The organism is Streptomyces sp. NPDC018031 (genome assembly GCF_044327625.1).
Taxonomy (GTDB): domain Bacteria; phylum Actinomycetota; class Actinomycetes; order Streptomycetales; family Streptomycetaceae; genus Streptomyces.
In genome coordinates, this window is sequence record NZ_JBIRFT010000001.1 from 337864 (window position 1) to 356214 (window position 18351).

19 protein-coding genes and 1 pseudogene are annotated in these 18351 nt (G+C 72.7%); 8 read left to right on the forward strand and 12 right to left on the reverse strand.

All coding sequences use genetic code 11. From position 1 onward, the window contains the following. Nucleotides 1–25 precede the first annotated feature (25 nt). Together ACH4B3_RS01355 and ACH4B3_RS01360 are read right to left on the reverse strand one after the other, a co-directional pair. Nucleotides 26–643 carry a DUF6230 family protein gene (locus ACH4B3_RS01355; RefSeq protein ID WP_398460650.1) on the reverse strand — a complete coding sequence of 206 codons (618 nt, stop codon included), beginning with the start codon at nt 641–643 and terminating at the stop codon, nt 26–28. 558 nt (nt 644–1201) lie between these two features. Further along, nucleotides 1202–2161, reverse strand: a complete 960-nt coding sequence (locus tag ACH4B3_RS01360; RefSeq protein ID WP_398460651.1) for a tetratricopeptide repeat protein — start codon at nt 2159–2161, stop codon at nt 1202–1204. A gap of 261 nt (nt 2162–2422) precedes the next feature. On the opposite strand from ACH4B3_RS01360, the gene ACH4B3_RS01365 reads away from it, so the two are divergent. Next, nucleotides 2423–3061, forward strand: coding sequence for a TetR/AcrR family transcriptional regulator (locus ACH4B3_RS01365; RefSeq protein WP_398460652.1), 639 nt, complete (start codon nt 2423–2425; stop codon nt 3059–3061). 127 nt (nt 3062–3188) lie between these two features. Here the strand turns inward: ACH4B3_RS01365 and ACH4B3_RS01370 are convergent, their stop codons facing one another. The 4 genes and pseudogenes from ACH4B3_RS01370 to ACH4B3_RS01385 all read right to left on the reverse strand — a co-directional run bounded on the left by ACH4B3_RS01370 (nt 3189) and on the right by ACH4B3_RS01385 (nt 7470). Beyond that, nucleotides 3189–4889, reverse strand: coding sequence for a methylmalonyl-CoA mutase (locus tag ACH4B3_RS01370; RefSeq protein WP_398460653.1), 1701 nt, complete (start codon nt 4887–4889; stop codon nt 3189–3191). A 74-nt stretch (nt 4890–4963) separates the two neighbouring features. Next, the gene (locus ACH4B3_RS01375) at nt 4964–5296 is read right to left on the reverse strand and encodes a DUF3817 domain-containing protein (RefSeq protein ID WP_398460654.1); all 333 of its coding nucleotides are present in this window, start codon (nt 5294–5296) and stop codon (nt 4964–4966) included. A gap of 200 nt (nt 5297–5496) precedes the next feature. Continuing rightward, nucleotides 5497–5994, reverse strand: a pseudogene (locus tag ACH4B3_RS01380) (MarR family winged helix-turn-helix transcriptional regulator); the annotation flags it as partial. 159 nt (nt 5995–6153) lie between these two features. After that, complete coding sequence (locus ACH4B3_RS01385; protein WP_398460655.1) at nt 6154–7470, reverse strand: MFS transporter; 1317 nt, start codon at nt 7468–7470, stop codon at nt 6154–6156. An 80-nt stretch (nt 7471–7550) separates the two neighbouring features. Here ACH4B3_RS01385 and ACH4B3_RS01390 point away from each other — a divergent pair, with 80 nt between their 5' ends. Next, entirely contained in the window at nt 7551–8534 is a 984-nt protein-coding gene (locus tag ACH4B3_RS01390) for a DUF5937 family protein (RefSeq protein ID WP_398460656.1), read from the forward strand. A 98-nt stretch (nt 8535–8632) separates the two neighbouring features. On the opposite strand, the gene ACH4B3_RS01395 is transcribed toward ACH4B3_RS01390, so the two are convergent. Continuing rightward, nucleotides 8633–8926, reverse strand: coding sequence for an MTH1187 family thiamine-binding protein (locus ACH4B3_RS01395; protein ID WP_398460657.1), 294 nt, complete (start codon nt 8924–8926; stop codon nt 8633–8635). Continuing rightward, nucleotides 8923–9267 (reverse strand): DUF3817 domain-containing protein, encoded by a 345-nt coding sequence (locus tag ACH4B3_RS01400; RefSeq protein WP_398460658.1) that lies wholly within the window; start codon nt 9265–9267, stop codon nt 8923–8925. Before ACH4B3_RS01400 ends, ACH4B3_RS01395 begins: the two co-directional genes overlap by 4 nt. A 222-nt stretch (nt 9268–9489) precedes the next feature. Between ACH4B3_RS01400 and ACH4B3_RS01405 the strand changes: the two genes are divergently transcribed. The 4 genes from ACH4B3_RS01405 to ACH4B3_RS01420 all read left to right on the forward strand — a co-directional run bounded on the left by ACH4B3_RS01405 (nt 9490) and on the right by ACH4B3_RS01420 (nt 12178). After that, entirely contained in the window at nt 9490–10122 is a 633-nt protein-coding gene (locus ACH4B3_RS01405) for an AIM24 family protein (RefSeq protein WP_398461544.1), read from the forward strand. Nucleotides 10123–10237: 115 nt separating this feature from the next. After that, nucleotides 10238–10888: an AIM24 family protein gene (locus ACH4B3_RS01410; protein ID WP_398460659.1), complete on the forward strand. Its 651-nt coding sequence runs from the start codon at nt 10238–10240 to the stop codon at nt 10886–10888. Further along, a complete protein-coding gene (locus ACH4B3_RS01415; RefSeq protein WP_398460660.1) occupies nt 10885–11607 on the forward strand; it encodes an AIM24 family protein in 723 nt (240 codons plus the stop codon). The genes ACH4B3_RS01410 and ACH4B3_RS01415 overlap by 4 nt, the downstream gene beginning before the upstream one ends. 94 nt (nt 11608–11701) lie before the next feature. Further along, entirely contained in the window at nt 11702–12178 is a 477-nt protein-coding gene (locus ACH4B3_RS01420; RefSeq protein ID WP_398460661.1) for a MarR family winged helix-turn-helix transcriptional regulator, read from the forward strand. Between the two features lie 10 nt (nt 12179–12188). Here the strand turns inward: ACH4B3_RS01420 and ACH4B3_RS01425 are convergent, their stop codons facing one another. Both ACH4B3_RS01425 and ACH4B3_RS01430 read right to left on the reverse strand, forming a co-directional pair. After that, nucleotides 12189–13529, reverse strand: coding sequence for a sensor histidine kinase (locus ACH4B3_RS01425; RefSeq protein WP_398461545.1), 1341 nt, complete (start codon nt 13527–13529; stop codon nt 12189–12191). Between the two features lie 400 nt (nt 13530–13929). Beyond that, the gene (locus ACH4B3_RS01430; RefSeq protein ID WP_398460662.1) at nt 13930–14592 is read right to left on the reverse strand and encodes a response regulator transcription factor; all 663 of its coding nucleotides are present in this window, start codon (nt 14590–14592) and stop codon (nt 13930–13932) included. A 131-nt stretch (nt 14593–14723) separates the two neighbouring features. On the opposite strand from ACH4B3_RS01430, the gene ACH4B3_RS01435 reads away from it, so the two are divergent. After that, nucleotides 14724–15251, forward strand: a complete 528-nt coding sequence (locus tag ACH4B3_RS01435) for a PepSY domain-containing protein (RefSeq protein ID WP_398460663.1) — start codon at nt 14724–14726, stop codon at nt 15249–15251. A gap of 104 nt (nt 15252–15355) precedes the next feature. On the opposite strand, the gene meaB is transcribed toward ACH4B3_RS01435, so the two are convergent. Next, nucleotides 15356–16333 (reverse strand): methylmalonyl Co-A mutase-associated GTPase MeaB, encoded by a 978-nt coding sequence (meaB, locus tag ACH4B3_RS01440; protein ID WP_398460664.1) that lies wholly within the window; start codon nt 16331–16333, stop codon nt 15356–15358. A gap of 155 nt (nt 16334–16488) precedes the next feature. Further along, the gene (locus ACH4B3_RS01445) at nt 16489–17691 is read right to left on the reverse strand and encodes an acetyl-CoA C-acetyltransferase (RefSeq protein ID WP_398460665.1); all 1203 of its coding nucleotides are present in this window, start codon (nt 17689–17691) and stop codon (nt 16489–16491) included. A 139-nt stretch (nt 17692–17830) separates the two neighbouring features. On the opposite strand from ACH4B3_RS01445, the gene mce reads away from it, so the two are divergent. Then, nucleotides 17831–18271, forward strand: coding sequence for a methylmalonyl-CoA epimerase (gene mce, locus ACH4B3_RS01450; protein WP_398460666.1), 441 nt, complete (start codon nt 17831–17833; stop codon nt 18269–18271). Nucleotides 18272–18351: the final 80 nt, after the last annotated feature.

Here is an 18351-nt window from a genome sequence, read left to right on the forward strand (position 1 = left end):
GGGCCCCCCACCCTCACTCAGCGCGTCAGTAGCACTCGTGCTTGCCCTTCTTGACGCTCAGCGAGAGGCCAGAGAGCTTGAACGTTCCCGCGCTGGTCGCCCAGGCGGTCTGCTTGACGTCGGTCAGGGTCGCCGAATCGGCTTCCTGGGCGAAGCCGCCCTCCACGATCCGGTCGCCCTTCTTGACGCCGGGGCCCTTGGTGGACGACTCGGCCGCCACACCGATGTTGATGTCGCGGAACACCGCGTCGGCGTCCAGCTGGTCAAGGTCGATGTAGAGGTTCTTCGCCGTGACCTTCTTGCCGTTCTGGCCGGCCTTCAGGTTCAGCGACACATCGCCGAACAGCGGCACCGGGATCACCACGGACTGGCACATGCCCTGGATGGTGGCGCTCTTGAAGGCCGACACCGCCACCGGGATGTGCTTCCCGTTGTGCTGGACCTCCATCGCTCCGTACTGAACGAAGCCCTTACCGTCGAGCCGCTCAGCGGTGACCTTGAACTGCTGGCCGGACACCGCGAACGACGCCGCAAGCGCACCCTGGGACAGGGCTACGCCGATCGCGGCCGTAGCAGCGACGCTCGGCACCATGACAACGGCGAACCGCTTCCATCTGGTCCCGCCACGAGCCACGGACTCCATGACTTTCCTCCTTCTCGGACGTACATCTCCGGCCGGGGCCACTGACCTCGAACCTGGGATGGGAGAAGTGCTACGTCCTCGGGAAGGAGAGCGCCCCGCCTCGGCCGGACAGCGCACCGAGACACCGACGATCACCCCCGAGCGACAACCACTGGCCACGCTCACGCGCGGACCTCCTGGACAGGCCCTGCCGATGGCAGAGACCCCCCTGTCCAAGGCCGGCGTCAGGCCGCCGACCTGCTCGGTGGGGACCCACGGCGGGCTGGAGCGCCGACCGGCTGCCGGGCTGTTCGCTGATGGACCGAGCTTGGCCGATCGTGGTCCATTCACGGCCGAGGCACAAGGGGTTCGTTACCAGCGAGTAACGGCCGGATAACCGCCGTGCTGCGGAGGGATTGAGGGCAGGCACTCAGGGTCGCCGCAACACCACCGGAAAGAAAGGGACATGTGGCATCATCAGCTCCGATGTCCCCCATGAATTGTTACCGGACGTAACAACGGCCGCGTTTACCAAGTTTTGGTAAAGCGCGGCCGCCGTGCCGTTTGGGTTCCGGAGGGTCAGAACAGGACGCGGGCCAGGGCGCCGCGGGCCGCGATCACCCGGGGGTCATCGGCTCCGACGACCTCGAAGAGGTCCAGCAGGTGCACCCGCGCGGCCTCCCGGTCGTCGCCGACCGTCCGCTTCACCGTGTCCACCAACCGCCCGAAGGCGTCCTCCACATGCCCGCCGACCAGGTCCAGGTCGGCCACCGTGATCTGCGCCGCCACATCGGCGGGCGCGTCCGCCGCGGCCTTGCGGGCCGCCTGGGCGTCGACGCCCTGCACCCGCTGGAGCAGCTGGGCGTGCGCCAGGCCCACCTTGGCCTCGGTGTTGCCCGGGTCGTCGGCGAGCACGTTCCGGTACGCCTGCACCGCACCGGCCAGGTCGCCCGCGTCCAGCGCGTCATGCGCGGCACCGAGCGCGGTGTCGTACGGCGTGGGGGCGGCGGCGGGCTGTACGTCCTCCGCGGCGGCCGCCGGGTCGACCGGGGCGCCGACGATGCCGAACTGCTGCTCCGCCGCGAGGATCAGCTGGTCCAGCACCCCGCGGATCTGGGCCTCCGGAGCGGCCCCCTGGAACAGCGGGATCGGCTGCCCGGCCACCACGGCGAACACCGCGGGGATGCCCTGCACGCCGAACTGCTGGAAGAGCATCTGGTTGGCGTCGACGTCGATCTTCGCGAGCACGAACCTGCCCGCGTACTCGGTGGCCAGCCGCTCCAGGATCGGCCCGAGCTGCTTGCACGGCTCGCACCACTCGGCCCAGAAGTCGATCACGACCGGCACTTCGGTGGAGCGCTGCAGGACGTCCTGCTGAAAACCCGCCTCGTCGACGTCGATCACCAGGCGGGAGGGCACGGGCGCGCCGGTCCGCGCCGCCTCGGCGCGGGCTCGCTCGGCCTTCTGCTTCGCTTCCCCGGCCGCCTTCACCGCGGCGAGGTCGACCACTCCACTCATGGACATGTTCCGTGGCTGCATGGCCCTATCCTCCCCCCTGCGCGCGGCAATCGGAAAAGCGCGGTACGGGATGCGCCCACCCCGGTGTGTACTGCGTGTATTTATCTGTACGGACTGCCTGTGCTGCTGCGAGAATCGCGCCGGGTCCCCACCTGGCGCCAGTGGTCATCACTCTTTCGCTACGCGTCGTAGCGTAACTGCACAGGGGGCTCCGGTGCGAGGTATCGGCGGTGATCTGCCTCACTCGCACCATCTTCCTTACTCGCGGGTATCGTCACCGGCATGAACCCGCCCACCCGCCGCACCGGCCGACCGCGCAGCGCCGAGGCCGACCGCGCCATCCTCGACGCGACCCGGGCCGCGCTGGTGGAGACGGGCTGGTCGAAGCTGACCATGGGCGATGTCGCGGCCCGCGCCGGGGTGGCGAAGACGACGCTCTACCGGCGCTGGGCGAACAAGAACGAACTCGTCGTGGACACCGTCGCGGCGGTCTTCGACGAGCACCTGGAACTGCCCGACCTCGGGGACCTCCAGGCCGACATCGAGGCGGTGGTGCTCCAGTTCGCCGGACTGCTGGAGCTGCCCGAGATCCGCGCCGCGCTGATGGCCGTGGTCGCCGAGTCCACCCGCGACGAGGGGCTGCGGCGGCGGATCCGCGCCGAGATCGTGGACCGCCAGAAGCGGCTGGTCCTGCTCGGCCGGGCCCGGGCCCAGGACCGCGGGGACCTCCCGCCGGACACCGACCCGGTCCTGGCCACCCGCACCACGGACATGATCTTCGACATGGTGGCGGGCGCGGTGGTGCACCGGGCCCTGGTCAGCGGAGAGCCGGTGGACGCGGAGTGGACCCGCGGCTTCACCACCGTGCTCCTGCACGGGCTGGCCGCCGCCACCATGGGCGACTGGCCGCCGGCGCCCTGAGCACCGTGCCCGCAGGCACCCCGAGCGGGCCCCCGCCACCGGACCGCGGCGGCCCGGACACGCAGGACCGCGGCCCCGGCCGGCCGGAGGACCGGCCGGCCGGGGCCGCGGTGCCGCGGACGGCGGGTCAGAAGCCCGCCGGTTCGGTGTAGACGCCCCACTCGTCGCGGAGGGCGTTGCAGATCTCGCCGAGGGTGGCCTCGGCGCGAACCGCCTCCAGCATCGGGGCGATCATGTTCGAGCCGTCCCGGGCGGCGGCCAGCATCGCGTCCAGCGAGGCGCGGACCCGGGCGTCGTCGCGGGCGGCCTTGCGGGCGGCCAGCTCGCGCACCTGCTCGCGCTCGACCTCGTGGCTGACCCGGAGGATCTCCAGGTCGCCGGTGACCGAGCCGGTGTGGCAGTTGACGCCGACGACCTTCTTCTCGTCCTTCTCCAGGGCCTGCTGGTACCGGAAGGCGGACTCGGCGATCTCGCCGGTGAACCAGCCGTCCTCGATGCCGCGCAGGATGCCGGAGGTGATCGGGCCGATCGGGTGCTGCCCGTCCGGCACGGCGCGGCGGCCGCGCTCCTTGATCTGGTCGAAGATCTTCTCCGCGTCGGCCTCGATGCGGTCGGTCAGCGCCTCGACGTACCAGGAACCGCCCAGCGGGTCGGCGACGTTGGCGACGCCGGTCTCCTCCATCAGCACCTGCTGGGTGCGCAGCGCGATCTCCGCGGCCTGCTCGCTGGGGAGCGCCAGGGTCTCGTCCAGGGCGTTGGTGTGCAGCGAGTTGGTCCCGCCGAGCACCGCGGACAGCGCCTCGACCGCGGTGCGGACGACGTTGTTGTACGGCTGCTGGGCGGTGAGCGAGACACCGGCGGTCTGGGTGTGGAAGCGCAGCCACTGCGCCTTGTCGGTCCGGGCGCCGTAGACGTCGCGCATCCAGCGGGCCCAGATGCGGCGGGCGGCCCGGAACTTCGCGATCTCCTCGAAGAAGTCGAGGTGGGCGTCGAAGAAGAAGGACAGGCCGGGCGCGAACGTGTCGACGTCCAGGCCGCGGGAGAGGCCGAGCTCGACGTAGCCGAAGCCGTCGGCGAGGGTGTACGCCAGCTCCTGTGCGGCCGTCGCGCCCGCCTCGCGGATGTGGTAGCCGGAGACCGAGAGCGGCTTGTACGCGGGGATGCCGCGCGCGCAGTGCTCCATCAGGTCGCCGATGAGGCGCAGGTGCGGCTCGGGCTGGAAGAGCCACTCCTTCTGCGCGATGTACTCCTTGAAGATGTCGGTCTGCAGGGTGCCGTTGAGCACCGCCGGGTCCACGCCCTGCCGCTCGGCGGCGACCAGGTACATGCAGAAGACGGGCACCGCGGGCCCGGAGATGGTCATGGAGGTGGTGACGTCGCCGAGCGGGATGTCCTTGAACAGGACCTCCATGTCGGCGGCGGAGTCGATGGCGACACCGCAGTGGCCCACCTCGCCGAGCGAGCGGGGGTCGTCGGAGTCGCGGCCCATCAGGGTCGGCATGTCGAAGGCGACCGAGAGGCCGCCGCCACCGGCGGCCAGGATCATCTTGTACCGCTCGTTGGTCTGCTCGGCGTTGCCGAAGCCGGCGAACTGGCGGATGGTCCAGGTGCGGCCCCGGTAGCCGGTGGGGTGCAGGCCCCGGGTGAAGGGGAACTCGCCGGGCCACCCGATCCGCTCGAAGCCCCGCACGGTGTCGCCGGGGGCGGGACCGTAGACCGGCTCCACGGGGTCGCCGGAGAGCGTGGTGAAGTCGGCGTCGCGCTTGCGGGCGGAGTCGTACCGGGCCTGCCAGCGACGGCGGCCCTCCTCTATGGCGTCAGCGTCCATACCCACGAATTTACTAGGACGTCCTAGTAAATGTCGATGGCTGACCGCCGTACGAGTGAGTACGGCGGCCGGAATCAGACCTTGACGGCGACCGGGGCGGCGTCGGTGATCAACGGCTCGACGTCCCGGGCGACCTTGCGCTCCACGAAGAAGGCCGCGGTCGGGATGGTGCCGGAGACCAGCACCCACAGCAGCCGGGAGAACGGCCACTTCGCCTTGGAGCCCAGGTCGAAGGCGAAGACCAGATAGATGATGTAGAGCACACCGTGCACCTGCGACACCACCAGCGTGGCGTTCTCACCGGTGTCGAAGCCGTACTTGAACACCATGCAGGCGCACAGCACCAGCAGCATGACGGCGGTGACGTAGGCCATCACCCGGTAGCGGGTCAGCACGCTCTTCTTCATGACGTCGAGGGTAACCGTCCGGTTTGGGGGATCTTCGCGCGGGTGCGACCGGACCCGCCGGCCCGCTTCCGCCTCCGGCCGGTCACCGGGCGGCGGCGGAACGTCACCCCGCGGGGAGGCGCGCCGGGTCAGGAGGGGACCCCGGCCCGGCCCTCCGCCTCGTCCCACGCCCCGGACATCGCGCCGGCGTCCTCCCCGTGGAAGTCCTCCGCGGCGATCCGCAGCGGCCGCAGCATGGCGAAGAGCGCCCGGCACTGCTCGTCGTCGTACGCCCCGAGGCCGAAGTCCATCGCCATCAGGTCACGGGTCGCCGCCTCGACGACCTCCCGGCCCGCGGCGGTGATCGAGGCGAGCGTGCCCCGCCCGTCGTTGGGGTTCGGGCGCTTGTCGACCAGGCCGGATCTGACCAGCCGGTCCACGGTGTTGGTGACCGAGGTGGGGTGCACCATCAGCCGCTCACCGATCTTGGACATCGGCAGCTCACCCGCCTTGGCGAAGGTGAGCAGGACCAGCGCCTCGTAGCGCGCGAAGGTCAGTCCGTACGGCTTGACCACCGCGTCGACCTGGCTCAGCAGGATCTGGTGGGCCCGCATGATCGAGGTGATCGCCGCCATGGACGGTGCTGCGCCCCACCGCTGCTTCCAGAGCTCGTCGGCACGGGCGATGGGGTCGAAGGGCAGACTGAGGGGTTTGGACACGTCTCGACCCTACCCGGCGGCCATATAACGAGCGGGCCGGTCTCGGTAATTGGACCGATCCGACGGGGCCACCGGGCGCCCCGGGCCCGGCCCGCCACGCGTCCGTCCGACGCGGGCCGGGAGACCGGCCGCGCACCGCCCGGCCCGCCGCCCGCGATGTCACCCGGCGGCCCGGGCGGTGCGCCGCACCTCGGCGACCACCAGCAGCACGCACACCGTGCCCAGCACCCCGGCCCCGGCCACCACCCGGTGCACCGGCCAGAACTCGGCGGCCACCCCGGCCAGTGCCATCCCCAGCCCCTGGGTCGTCATCAGCCCCGCGGTCATCAGCGTCATCGCGCTGCCCCGGATGTGATCCGGCACCGCCTCGATGAACCACTGGTCCAGTCCGAGCGTGTAGGAGATGCCGGCCCCGGCCAGCATCAGGCAGACCAGCGCCGGAACCAGCGAGGGCCGCGCGAGGAACCCCACGGCGGGCAGCATGGCCGCCACCGCCACCGGCAGCGTCAGCCGGGCCCGGGCCCTGGGGCTCAGCAGCGACCCCACCAGCACCTCGCTGGTGATCGCGCCGACCGGCATGCCGACCATCAGCAGCCCCAGCCCGGCCGGGCCGAGCCCCAGGGCGTCCGCGTACGGGGTCGCCAGCGCCTCGGGCGCCACCACGAACATCGGCGGCAGCCAGCTCAGCAGCAGCAGCGCGCGGATCCGCCGGTCCGCGAGGAGCGCCGCGGTCCCGGCGAGCGAGGAGCCGAGCAGCCGGCCCGGCCGCCCCGGGGCGGCCGCCGCGCGGGCGGGCCGGCGGCGGGTGCCGAACCGCAGCACCAGCGCCGAACCGAGGAAGGTGACCACCGTGATCATCAGCACCGTGCGCGGCGCCACCGCGACCAGCAGCACCCCGCCCACCGCGAACCCCGCCAGTTGGGCGCTCTGCGAGACGATCCGGATGACCGACCGCCCCAGCACGAACAGGTCCCCCTCGCCGAGGATGTCGCCGAGGGTCGCCGCCCGGGTGCCGCTGAAGACCGGGCCGATCGCCGCCGACAGGCAGCGCAGCGCGAGCAGCGCGGCGACCGGCATCCCGGGCACCACCATCGCGGCCGCGAGGCCGGCGGCGAGCAGGTCGCAGACCACCAGCACCCGGCGTGCCGGGTAGCGGTCGGCGATGCCGGCCAGCAGGGTGCCGCCGACCAGGTACGGCAGCAGGCCGAGCGCGAAGGTCAGCGCGCTCAGCAGCGGGGAGCCGCTGATCCGGTAGACCAGCACGGAGAGCGCGATCTGGCTGATCACCTCGCCGAGCATGGACGTCAGGTGCGAGGCGAAGACGGCCCGGAACTCCGGCACCGCGAACACGGCGCGGTAGCCGGACCGGGCCTCGGCGGCGGGCCCGGCGGCCGGACCGGCCCCGGTGCCGGCGGTGACCGGGGCGGCGGAGGCGACGGGGGGTGCGGGGGACGCGGGGTCGACGGGCGTGGACATGGGCGCAGCGTGCCGGGCCACCGGCGGCACCACTATCCTTTCGGGCCCAGCCGAATCCACCGCTGCCCGGGATGGTGGCCTTGCCCCTGCACATGTACTTCGGCCCGAAGGACCTGCTGCGCTGCCGGTTCGCCGTCTCCCCGCTGGGCCAGACGCACGAGGCGGTGCGGATGCTGCGGCGCCCGGAGCGGCACGGGTACCACCTGCCCTGGCTGCGCCGGATCCGGGACGCGCTGCGCGGGCTGGACCTGTCGGAGCTGTGGGCGCTGATGCCGTCGCCGGGGTACACCCCGGACTTCCTCGGCCCGCCGCCGGAGGTACCGTGCCCGTCCTTCGAGGACGAGCTGGCGCGGCTGCGGGCCAGCGATCCGCAGGCCGCCCGGGTGGAGCTGGCCCGGTCCCTGGCCACCGCCCCGGACGCGCCGGGGGCGCCGCTGGTGCGCGCGATGCTGGCGGACCCGGAACGGGCGATCCGGCGGCTGGCCGACGTCACCGAACGGGCCTGGACGGCACTGGTCGCCCCGGACTGGCCCCGGCTGCGGGACCTGTTGGAGGCGGACATCGCGTTCCGGTCGCGGCAGTTGGCCGGCGGCGGGCTGGAACGGCTCTTCGAGGATCTGCGGCCCGCGATGACCTGGGCGGACGGCCGGCTCACGGTCCGCACGACCGGCAACGTCCCACCGTTCCAGCGGCTGGACGGGCGGGGTCTGCTGCTGCTGCCCAGCGCCTTCGTGTGGCCGGACGTGGTGAGCGGCTTCGCGCCGCCCTGGCAGCCGACGGTCATCTACCCGGTGCGGGGCATCGGGGGGCTGTGGCAGCGCTCGTCGCCCGGCGCGCCGGACGCGCTGATCCGCCTGCTGGGGGCGAGCCGGGCCGCCATCCTGAGCGGGCTGACCGAGCCGGCGTCGACCACCGCGCTGGCCCAGCGGCACGGGCTGGCGGCGTCATCGGTGTCGGAACACCTGTCGGTGCTCCGCGGGGCCGGGCTGCTGACCGCCCGCCGCCAGGGCCGGCAGGTGCTCTACGAACGCACCCCGCTGGGCGTCACGCTCGCGGCGGGCTGACCGCGCCCGGCCGCCGGCCCGCCGCCGGGCCGGACGCGGACCTCCGGTGGCGCGGACGGAGGGCGGCGCCCCGCCGGACGGCCGGCGGGGCGGACGGCTCAGCCGCCCAGGTGCCGTTCCACCGTCTCGACCTTGGAGGTCAGGCCGTCGGTGACACCGGGGCGGATGTCGGCCTTGAGGACGAGCGAGACGCGCGGCGCGCGCTCCTCGACGGCGGCCACGGCGCGCCGTACGACCTCCATGACCTCCTCCCACTCGCCCTCGACGGAGGTGAACATGGCGTCGGTGCGGTTCGGCAGTCCGGATTCGCGGACCACCCGCACCGCTTCGGCGACGTACTCCCCCACGTCCTCGCCGACGCCCAGCGGGGTGACCGAGAAGGCGACAATCATGCGTTGACGATCCCTTCCTTGCGGGCGCGGGCCGCGATCACGCTCGCCTCGGCCTCCCGCTTGAGCTTGCGCTCGGCGAAGAAGCCGCCGGTGGGCAGCACGGAGAGCACGAAGTAGACCGCCGCGGTCTGCCAGTTCCACTTGGTGCGGTTCCAGGCGTCCGCCCAGAAGACGACGTAGAGGATGAACAGCACGCCGTGCACCATGCCCATCACCGGTACCGCGTCGAAGTCGGTGGTGCGCTTGAGCACCGAGCAGACCAGCAGCAGCAGGAACGAGACGGCCTCGGGCGCGGAGACCAGCCGGAGCCGGCGGAGCGCGGATGCGGTCTTGAAGTCCATTGCGGGGGCACCTCTTCGGGTGGGCTTCGGGGTACGGACGGGCGGGTCGCGCGGCCGCCGCGGGGCGGCGCCGGAGCACGACTGCTTGTGCTTGTCTTCACAAGCTCCGGTTCATTGTCGCAGGGCCGCCGGTGATCACGGTCGGAGGGGGGTTCGGGGTGCGCGGCGTCCCGCGATCCGGGGTGTGCCGGGCCACCAGCGGGATAACGTCTTTCCGTGGCTCTGTTTCGGCTCCAGGGGAGCAAGGTGCTCGCCGTCGAGCTGACCGGCGACTCCGTCAAGGCCAAGAACGGGTCGATGGTCGCGTACGACGGCGAGATGACCTTCAGGAAGAAGACGGGCGGCGGTGACGGGCTGCGCGGCATGGTCACGCGGCGGCTCACCGGCGAGCAGATGGCGGTCATGGAGGTGAAGGGGCACGGCACCTGCTACTTCGCCGACCGGGCGAGCGAGGTCAACCTGGTCTCGCTGCACGGCGAGACGCTGTACGTCGAGGCGAGCAACCTGCTGTGCACCGACGCCGCGCTGCGCACCGGGACCACGTTCACCGGGCTGCGCGGCTCGGCCCAGGGCAACGGGTTCTTCACCACCACGGTGGAGGGGACCGGGCAGGCGGCCCTGCTCTCGGACGGTACGGCGGTGGTGCTGCGGGTGACGCCGCAGACGCCGCTCCAGGTGGATCCGGGGGCGTACATCGCGCACACCGGGGACCTCCGGCAGCACTTCCAGTCGGGGGTGAACTTCCGGACGCTGATAGGCGAGGGGTCCGGCGAGGCGTTCCAGATCCGCTTCGAGGGCGACGGCCTGGTGTACGTGCAGCCCAGCGAGCGGAACACGATCGGGGGTGAGGTGTGAGCGGAGTGCGGATCGTCGCCGGGCGGCGTGGCCGGCGCGCGGCGGAGACGGACCGGCCGCACCGCCCGGCGACGGCCGGGGCGGCTGCCGGTGAGCGCGGACGGGGGTGCGTCTGATGGCGTTCACGGTGCTCAACTCGCGCATGGTGCGGGCCCGGGTGGCGCCGGGCCGGAAGCTGTTCAGCCAGCGCGGGGCGATGCTCGCGTACACCGGGGAGGTGCGGTTCACCCCGAGCATCACCGGTGGTCAGGGCGGCGTGCTGGGCATGGTCGGGCGGCGGGTGGCGGGTGAGGCGACCCCGCTGATGACCGTGGAGGGGGACGGCACGGTGATGTTCGGCCACGGCGGCCACCACGTCCAGGTGATCGACCTGTGGGGCGACACGCTGTACGTGGAGGCGGACCGGCTGCTGGCGTTCGACGGGACGCTGCGGCAGGGCACCATGTTCCTCGGCTCGCAGGGCGGGGTGATGGGCATGGTGCGCGGTCAGGTGACCGGGCAGGGCCTGTTCACCACGACGCTCGAGGGGCACGGGTCGGCGGCGGTGATGGCGCACGGCGGGGTGATCGAACTGCCGATCGCGCCCGGCCGTCCGGTCCATGTCGACCCCCAGGCGTACGTGGCGCACCGGGGCGAGGTGCGGAACAGGCTCTCCACCGCGCTCGGCTGGCGGGACATGGTGGGCCGGGGCTCGGGTGAGGCGTTCCAGCTGGAGCTGTCGGGCACCGGCACGGTGTACGTCCAGGCATCGGAGGAGAAGCTGTGACCGGACCCGCGGCCCAGGGGCCCGCCGGCGGACCGGGTGTCCACGGGCCCGTCATCCACGACGCGCACTCGCTGCCCGTCAACGACAACGTCAACCCGTACGCCTTCTGTGTGGACCTGGACGGTCAGTGGTTCCTCCAGAAGGGGAAGATGATCGCCTACTACGGGCGGATCGACTTCCAGGGCGTGGGGCTGGGCCGGCTGGACCGGCTGATCGCGGGCAGCTTCCACTCGCCGCTGCACGCGGCGGACTGGGTGGTGGCGGAGGGCCGGGGCAAGATGGTGCTCGCGGACCGGGCCTTCGACGTGAACTCCTATGACCTGGACGAGGGGAACCTGACGATCCGGTCGGGGAACCTGCTGGCCTTCGAGCCCTCGCTGTCGCTGAAACAGTCGATCGTGCCGGGATTCCTCACGCTGATCGGAACCGGGACGTTCGTGGCGGCGTCAAACGGTCCGGTGGTGTTCGCGGAACCACCGATCCGGGTGGATCCGCAGGCTCTGGTCGGCTGGGCGGACTGCCCGTCGCCCTGCCACCACTACGATCACCACTATCTGCGCGGGTTCCTGGGGGGCGTTCGGGCGCACACCGGGATAGGGGGAACCTCGGGCGAGGAGCATCAGTTCGAGTTCGTGGGGGCTGGAACCGTACTGCTGCAGTCGACCGAAACGCTCATGGCCGAGCAAGCCACCGGAGCCACCGGGGGTACCGGTTCGTGAGCGACAAGGTGCGGAGTGTAACGTCGAACGGGTGACCTCTAGCCCGACACATCCATTGGTTCGAAATTCAACTTCTCTAGGTAGAATACATCCTATGGAGACCGAGAACGGCACACGCTGGCTCAGCGACGAGGAACAGCGCGCCTGGCGTACCCACCTGGACGTCAACCGGCTACTCACCTACCAGCTCGAACGCGATCTCCAGCCGTTCGGACTGACCATGAACGACTACGAGATCCTGGTCAATCTGTCCGAATCGCCGGAGCGCAGAATGCGGATGAGCGACCTCGCCGCGGCCACCCTGCAGTCCAAGAGCCGGCTCTCCCACCAAATCACCCGGATGGAGACCGCCGGGCTGGTCCGCCGCGAGCACTGCGAATCCGACCGGCGCGGGCTGTACGCCGTCCTCACCGAGCACGGCTGGGACACCATGGTCAAGGTCGCACCGCACCACGTCGACTCCGTCCGCAGACACTTCATCGACCTGCTCTCGGCCTCCGACCTGGCGTGCCTGCGCAGCTCGCTCGTCCCGGTCGCGGAGCACCTGCGCACCCAGCGCAGCCAGCCCTGAGCACCCCCTCCTAGCGGCCCTCGGGACCGTCCGCCTCCGGCGGCCGGACCGCCGGGAGCCGCACCTCGAACCGGGCACCGCCGCCCGCCGCCTCGCCGACGGTGAGCGACCCGGCGTGCCGCAGGACGACATCCCGCGCGATGGCGAGGCCGAGACCGGCCCCGCCATCGTCGCGGCTGCGCGCGTCGTCGAGCCGGACGAACCGCTCGAAGACGCGTTCCCGCTCGCCCTCCGGCACCCCCGGGCCGTCGTCCTCCACCCGCAGCACCGCCAGGCCGCCCTCGGCGAGCACCGTCACCCGCACCTCGCTCACCGCGTGCCGCACCGCGTTGTCCACCAGGTTCACCAGCACCCGGGCCAGCTGCCCGCGCGACCCGGCGACCGTCACCTCGGCCGGCTCCCCGGCCCGCACCGGCACCCGGTCCGCCGGACGCTGCGCCAGCTCCCGGCGGACCAGCGACCCCAGCTCCACCCGGGCGCCGGACTGCGGCCGCTCCCCCGCGTCCAGCCGCGCGAGCAGCAGCAGATCGGCGGCGAGCCGCTGCAACCGCACCACGTCCGTCACCGCCCCGTCCAGGTCCAGCAGCCCGGGATGGGCCGCGCCGACCTCCAGCTGGGTACGGAGCGAGGCGATCGGTGAACGCAGCTCGTGCGAGGCGTCGGCGACGAACCTGCGCTGCCGCTCCACCGACGTCTCCAGCGCCGCCAGCGTCTCGTTGGTGGTGCGCGCCAGCCGCGCCACCTCGTCCCGGGAGGCGGGCTCCGGAACCCGGCGGCTCAGGTCCGCGCTGGCCGTGATCGCGGACATCTCCCGGCGGATGCCCTCCACCGGGCGCAGCGCCCGCCGGGTCATCAGCCAGGTCACCGCGGCCACCACCAGCAGCAGCGGGGCCAGGCCCGCCAGCATCGCCCGCCGGACGGTGCCCACCGCCTCCCGCTGCGCCGCCAGCGGCGCGCCCGCGTACACGGTGAGCTCCACATCGCCGGGGGTGGTCACCTCGACGGCCGCGAAGCGGTAGTCCGCCCGCTCCCCGTCGACGGTCGCGGTCCCGTCGGTGTACCCCTCCACGGAGTCCGGGAAGTCGCCGGCGGCGGGCGAGCGCCCGGCCCCGTCCCGCTCGCCGGCGTCGTCGTCGGCGGTGTCGGCGGTGTCGTCGGCGGTGTCGGCGTCGTCGGCGGTGTCGTCGGCGGTGTCGGCGTCGTCGGCGGTGTCGGTGTCGTCCGCGTCGTCGGCAGCACCGTCGTCGGTGTCGGTGCCGGTGTCGGAGTCGTTCGCCCCCGTGGCGTCGGGGTCGCCGGGGTCGCGGGTGTCATCGGTGCTGCCGGCGCTGCCGGTGGCGTCGCCCGCCACGCCGTCCTCCGCCGGGTCCGGGCGTCCGGGCCCGGTCGTCCGCTCGTCGTCGTCCGGGCGGGGTCCGGGCGTCCCGGCTTCCGGCGGGCCCGGGACCGGCTTCACCGAGCGGCTGCCCGCCCCCGACACCGCCTCCAGTTCGTCGCTGACCGCACGCACCCGCCCCGCGCCGTCCACCACCTGGACCGGCGGCTCCTCGTCGAGGTCCAGCCGGTCGGCGGCGACCCCCGCCGCGAGCTGCGCGGCGACCTTCTCCGCGGCCGCCCGGGACTCCAGGTCCGCCTGGTCGGAGAGGTTGGCCCGGAGCACTCCGAGCACCGCCAGGCCGGCCGCCACCAGGGCCACCGCCACCACCACGGTGGCACCGAGCGCCGCCCGGGAGCGGACCGAGCCGAACGGCCTACGCACGGTTCACCAGCCGGTACCCGGCGCCGCGCACCGTCTCGATCAGCCCCGGGCCCAGCTTCCGGCGCAGCGCGCTCACATAGACCTCGACGATGTTCGGGTCGCCCTCGTAGGCGAAGTCCCAGACGTGTTCCAGGATCTCCGCCTTGGAGACCACGTCACCGGCGCGTACCGCGAGCTGCTCCAGAACCGAGAACTCCCGGGTGGTGAGCGTGACCGGCACCCCGTCCCGGGTCACCTGCCGGGCGCCCCGGTCCACGGTGAGCGCGCCGGCCCGCAGCACCGGTGAGGCGCCCTGGCCGCGGCGCCGTACCAGGGCCCGTACCCGGGCGAGCAGCACCACGTAGGAGAACGGTTTGGTGAGGTAGTCGTCCGCGCCGGTGTCCAGCCCCTCGGCCTCGTCGTACTCGCCGTCCTTGGCGGTCAGCATGAGGATCGGCACGTCGTTCCCGGCCGCCCGCAGCGCCGCGCACACCCGGTAGCCGTTCATGCCCGGCAGCATGATGTCGAGGACGACCAGGTCGTACGGCCCCTCACCGGCCCGGTGCAGCCCCTCCAGGCCGTCGTGCACCACATCGACGGCGAAGCCCTCGGCGCCGAGCCCGGCGGCCAGCGACCGGGCGAGCCGTTTCTCGTCCTCCACGATCAGCACGCGCATACGGCCACCCTCCCAAACGCCGCCTGAAGAGATCTTCAGGCTCGTTCAGCAAGGCTTCAGCATCCGTCCGCGACGGTGGTGGACGTCAGCCGGACACCCCGTCCGGCGGGAACGAGCCGGAGGAAGCACTCATGAAGCGCAACATCGTCATAGCCGCCGTCGCCGCCGCCGCCCTGGTCACGGGGGGCACCGCGACCGCCTTCGCGGTCGCCGCGGACGACTCCCCGCGGCCGGCGGCCACGGCCACCGCGGACCGGGACGACGACCCGGCGGGCTCCGCCGGGGACGACGACCGGGACGACCGGGACGACGACGCGCGCACCGGCGCCGACCGGTCGGACGACGGCCGGGACGACGACGCCCGCGAGGCGCGCGCCGCCCTGAAGGACGCCCGGGTGGACGCCGCCGGGGCGGTCGCCGCCGCGGCCGAGCACGGCACCGTGACCTCGGTCGACCTGGACGACGACGGCGCGGTGCGGGCGTGGGAGGTCGAGGTCCTCGGCAAGGACGGCAAGGAGCGCGACCTGCGGGTGGACCTGAAGACCGGCAAGGTCACCCCGGACACCGACCGCGATGACGACACCGACACCGACGACGACACCGACGCAGCCGACGACGCAGCCGACGACCGGGACGACCGCGACGGCGACGACGACTGACCCGCCGGGCGGCCGTCAGCGGCCCGGGCGGCACCCGCCCGTTGGGCCGGACCGGCGGCCGGTCCGGCCCGTACCGGGCGGCGGCGGGCGGGGCGCCGGCGTGGTCAGCCGCCGGCCGGGGCCGGACCGCCCGAGGTCAGCTCCGCCACCAGTTCGTCGGCGGCGGCGTACGGGTCCAGCTCCCCGGCCGTGATCCGCTCCGCCAGCGCCCCCAGCCGCCGGTCGCCGTGGAGGTCGCCGATCCGCTCGCGGAGCGCCGTGACCGCGATCGTCTCGACCTCCAGCGCGGCCCGCCGGCTCCGCCGCTCGGCCAGCACGCCCCGCTCCTCCATCCAGGCGCGGTGCTTCTCCAGGGCCTCCACGACCTCGTCGACGCCCTCGGCGCGCGCCGCGACCGTCTTCACGATCGGCGGCCGCCAGTCGCCGGCGCTGCGGGCCTCGCCCAGCCCCAGCATGTGGTTGAGCTCGCGGACGGTGGCGTCGGCGCCGTCCCGGTCGGCCTTGTTGACCACGTACACGTCGCCGATCTCCAGGATTCCGGCCTTCGCGGCCTGGATCCCGTCCCCCATGCCGGGCGCCAGCAGCACCACCGAGGTGTCGGCCTGGGCCGCGATCTCCACCTCGGACTGCCCCACCCCGACGGTCTCGACCAGGATCACGTCGCAGCCCGCCGCGTCCAGCACCCGGATGGCCTGCGGAGCGGCCCAGGCGAGCCCGCCGAGGTGGCCGCGGGTGGCCATGGAGCGGATGTACACCCCCGGGTCGGAGGCGTGATCGCTCATCCGCACCCGGTCGCCGAGGAGCGCGCCGCCGGAGAACGGCGACGACGGGTCCACCGCCAGCACCCCGACCCGCTTCCCGGCCTTGCGGTAGGCGGTGACCAGCGCCGAGGTGGAGGTGGACTTGCCGACGCCGGGCGACCCGGTGAGGCCCACCACGTACGCCCCGCCGGTCAGCGGGGCCAGCGCGGCCATCACCTCGCGGAGCTGCGGCGACGCCCCCTCCACCAGGGAGATCAGCCGGGCCACGGCCCGGGGCCGCCCCTGCCGCGCCTGCTCCACCAGCTCGGGGACGTCAACCATGGTCTCTCCGCTCTCTCGTCGTCTCACCCGGCACCGTCGGCCGGTCGGGGCGGTGGCGCCCCGGGGCGGTGGTCACGTTCCGGCGCGACCGGGCCGGGCCGGTCGTGCGGGGCGCCGTCCGGGGGGCACCGGGACCCCCGGACGCGCCCGCTCGGTCACTTGCCGGGGACGCGGATGATCAGGGCGTCGCCCTGACCGCCGCCGCCGCACAGCGCCGCCGCGCCGACCCCGCCGCCCCGCCGCTTCAGCTCCAGCGCCAGGTGGAGCACGATGCGGGCACCGGACATGCCGATGGGGTGGCCCAGGGCGATGGCACCACCGTTGACGTTCACCTTTTCGGTGGACACGCCGAGGTCCTTCATGGACTGCACGGCGACCGCGGCGAAGGCCTCGTTGATCTCGATCAGATCGACGTCCTCGATGGTCAGGCCCTCCTTGCCCAGCGCGTGGGCGATCGCGTTGGACGGCTGCGACTGGAGCGAGTTGTCCGGGCCCGCCACGTTGCCGTGCGCACCGATCTCGGCGATCCACTCCAGGCCCAGTTCCTCGGCCTTGGCCTTGCTCATGACCACCACCGCGGCGGCGCCGTCGGAGATCTGCGAGGAGGTGCCCGCGGTGATCGTGCCGTCCTTGGCGAACGCCGGGCGCAGCCTGCCCAGCGAGTCGGCCGTGGTCTCCGGGCGGATGCCCTCGTCCTTGGCGAAGACCACCGGCTCGCCCTTGCGCTGCGGGATCTCCACCGGGGTGATCTCGGCCTCGAAGAGCCCGTTCTTCTGGGCGGCGGCGGCCCGCTGGTGGGAGAGCGCGGCGATCTCGTCCTGCTCGGCGCGGCCGATGCCCAGGCGGGTGTTGTGCTTCTCGGTGGACTCGCCCATGGCGATGCCCTCGAAGGAGTCGGTCAGGCCGTCGTGGGCCATCGTGTCCAGCATCTCCACGGCGCCGTACTTGAAGCCCTCGCGGGACTTAGGCAGCGCGTGCGGGGCGTTGGTCATGGACTCCTGGCCGCCCGCGACGATCACGTCGAACTCGCCGGCCCGGATCAGCTGGTCGGCGAGGGCGATGGCGTCGAGGCCGGACAGGCACACCTTGTTGACGGTGAGCGCCGGGACGCTCATCGGGATGCCGGCCTTGACCGCGGCCTGGCGGGCCGGGATCTGCCCGGCGCCCGCCTGCAGCACCTGGCCCATGATCACGTACTGCACCTGGTCGCCGCCGATGCCCGCCCGGTCCAGCGCGGCCTTGATGGCGGCGGCGCCGAGGTCGGCACCGGAGAAGGTGCGGAGGCTGCCGAGCAGGCGGCCCATCGGGGTACGCGCGCCCGCGACGATCACTGAGGTGGTACCAGCCGTACGAGTCATGGTGCTGCCCTTCGGGAGAAGGAAGGAAGTTAACGAGGGTTACCTGCAATGTACTGAGACGTACCGGCCGGGTCATCGGGCCATGGGTGTGATCGCGCGCACGTTGCGTAACCACGTGCCCGAGCGGTGGACTGGTGCCATGCTGACGCGAATCGACCACATCGGGATCGCCTGTTTCGACCTCGACAAGACCGTCGAGTTCTACCGTGCCACGTACGGCTTCGAGGTGTTCCACAGCGAGATCAACGAGGAGCAGGGGGTCCGCGAGGCCATGCTCAAGATCAACGGTACGGACGACGGCGGCGCCTCGTACCTCCAGTTGCTGGAGCCCACCCGCGAGGACTCCGCGGTCGGCAAGTGGCTGGCCAAGAACGGCGAGGGCGTGCACCACATCGCCTTCGGCACCGCGGACGTCGACGGCGACTCCGAGGCCATCCGGGACAAGGGTGTGCGGGTGCTGTACGAGACCCCGCGCCGCGGCTCGATGGACTCCCGGATCACCTTCCTGCACCCCAAGGACTGCCACGGTGTGCTCACCGAACTCGTGACCTCCGCGGCCCCCGGCACGGCGGAGCACTGACCTTCCCCTTCCCCGGCCGGTAGAGTGCAGGCTCGGCCGGGGTAACGGGAAACGGAAGCAGAATCGGGGCCCGGCCCAAG

Coding starts and splice junctions, on each gene's coding strand:
- ACH4B3_RS01395 (WP_398460657.1), bottom strand. CDS start 8,926: ATGATTGTCGCCTTCTCGGTCACCCCGCTGGGCGTCGGCGAGGACGTG.
- ACH4B3_RS01360 (WP_398460651.1), bottom strand. CDS start 2,161: ATGCAGCCACGGAACATGTCCATGAGTGGAGTGGTCGACCTCGCCGCG.
- ACH4B3_RS01365 (WP_398460652.1), top strand. CDS start 2,423: ATGAACCCGCCCACCCGCCGCACCGGCCGACCGCGCAGCGCCGAGGCC.
- ACH4B3_RS01375 (WP_398460654.1), bottom strand. CDS start 5,296: ATGAAGAAGAGCGTGCTGACCCGCTACCGGGTGATGGCCTACGTCACC.
- ACH4B3_RS01370 (WP_398460653.1), bottom strand. CDS start 4,889: ATGGACGCTGACGCCATAGAGGAGGGCCGCCGTCGCTGGCAGGCCCGG.
- ACH4B3_RS01410 (WP_398460659.1), top strand. CDS start 10,238: ATGGCGTTCACGGTGCTCAACTCGCGCATGGTGCGGGCCCGGGTGGCG.
- ACH4B3_RS01430 (WP_398460662.1), bottom strand. CDS start 14,592: ATGCGCGTGCTGATCGTGGAGGACGAGAAACGGCTCGCCCGGTCGCTG.
- ACH4B3_RS01435 (WP_398460663.1), top strand. CDS start 14,724: ATGAAGCGCAACATCGTCATAGCCGCCGTCGCCGCCGCCGCCCTGGTC.
- ACH4B3_RS01385 (WP_398460655.1), bottom strand. CDS start 7,470: ATGTCCACGCCCGTCGACCCCGCGTCCCCCGCACCCCCCGTCGCCTCC.
- mce (WP_398460666.1), top strand. CDS start 17,831: ATGCTGACGCGAATCGACCACATCGGGATCGCCTGTTTCGACCTCGAC.
- ACH4B3_RS01400 (WP_398460658.1), bottom strand. CDS start 9,267: ATGGACTTCAAGACCGCATCCGCGCTCCGCCGGCTCCGGCTGGTCTCC.
- meaB (WP_398460664.1), bottom strand. CDS start 16,333: ATGGTTGACGTCCCCGAGCTGGTGGAGCAGGCGCGGCAGGGGCGGCCC.
- ACH4B3_RS01445 (WP_398460665.1), bottom strand. CDS start 17,691: ATGACTCGTACGGCTGGTACCACCTCAGTGATCGTCGCGGGCGCGCGT.
- ACH4B3_RS01420 (WP_398460661.1), top strand. CDS start 11,702: ATGGAGACCGAGAACGGCACACGCTGGCTCAGCGACGAGGAACAGCGC.
- ACH4B3_RS01355 (WP_398460650.1), bottom strand. CDS start 643: ATGGAGTCCGTGGCTCGTGGCGGGACCAGATGGAAGCGGTTCGCCGTT.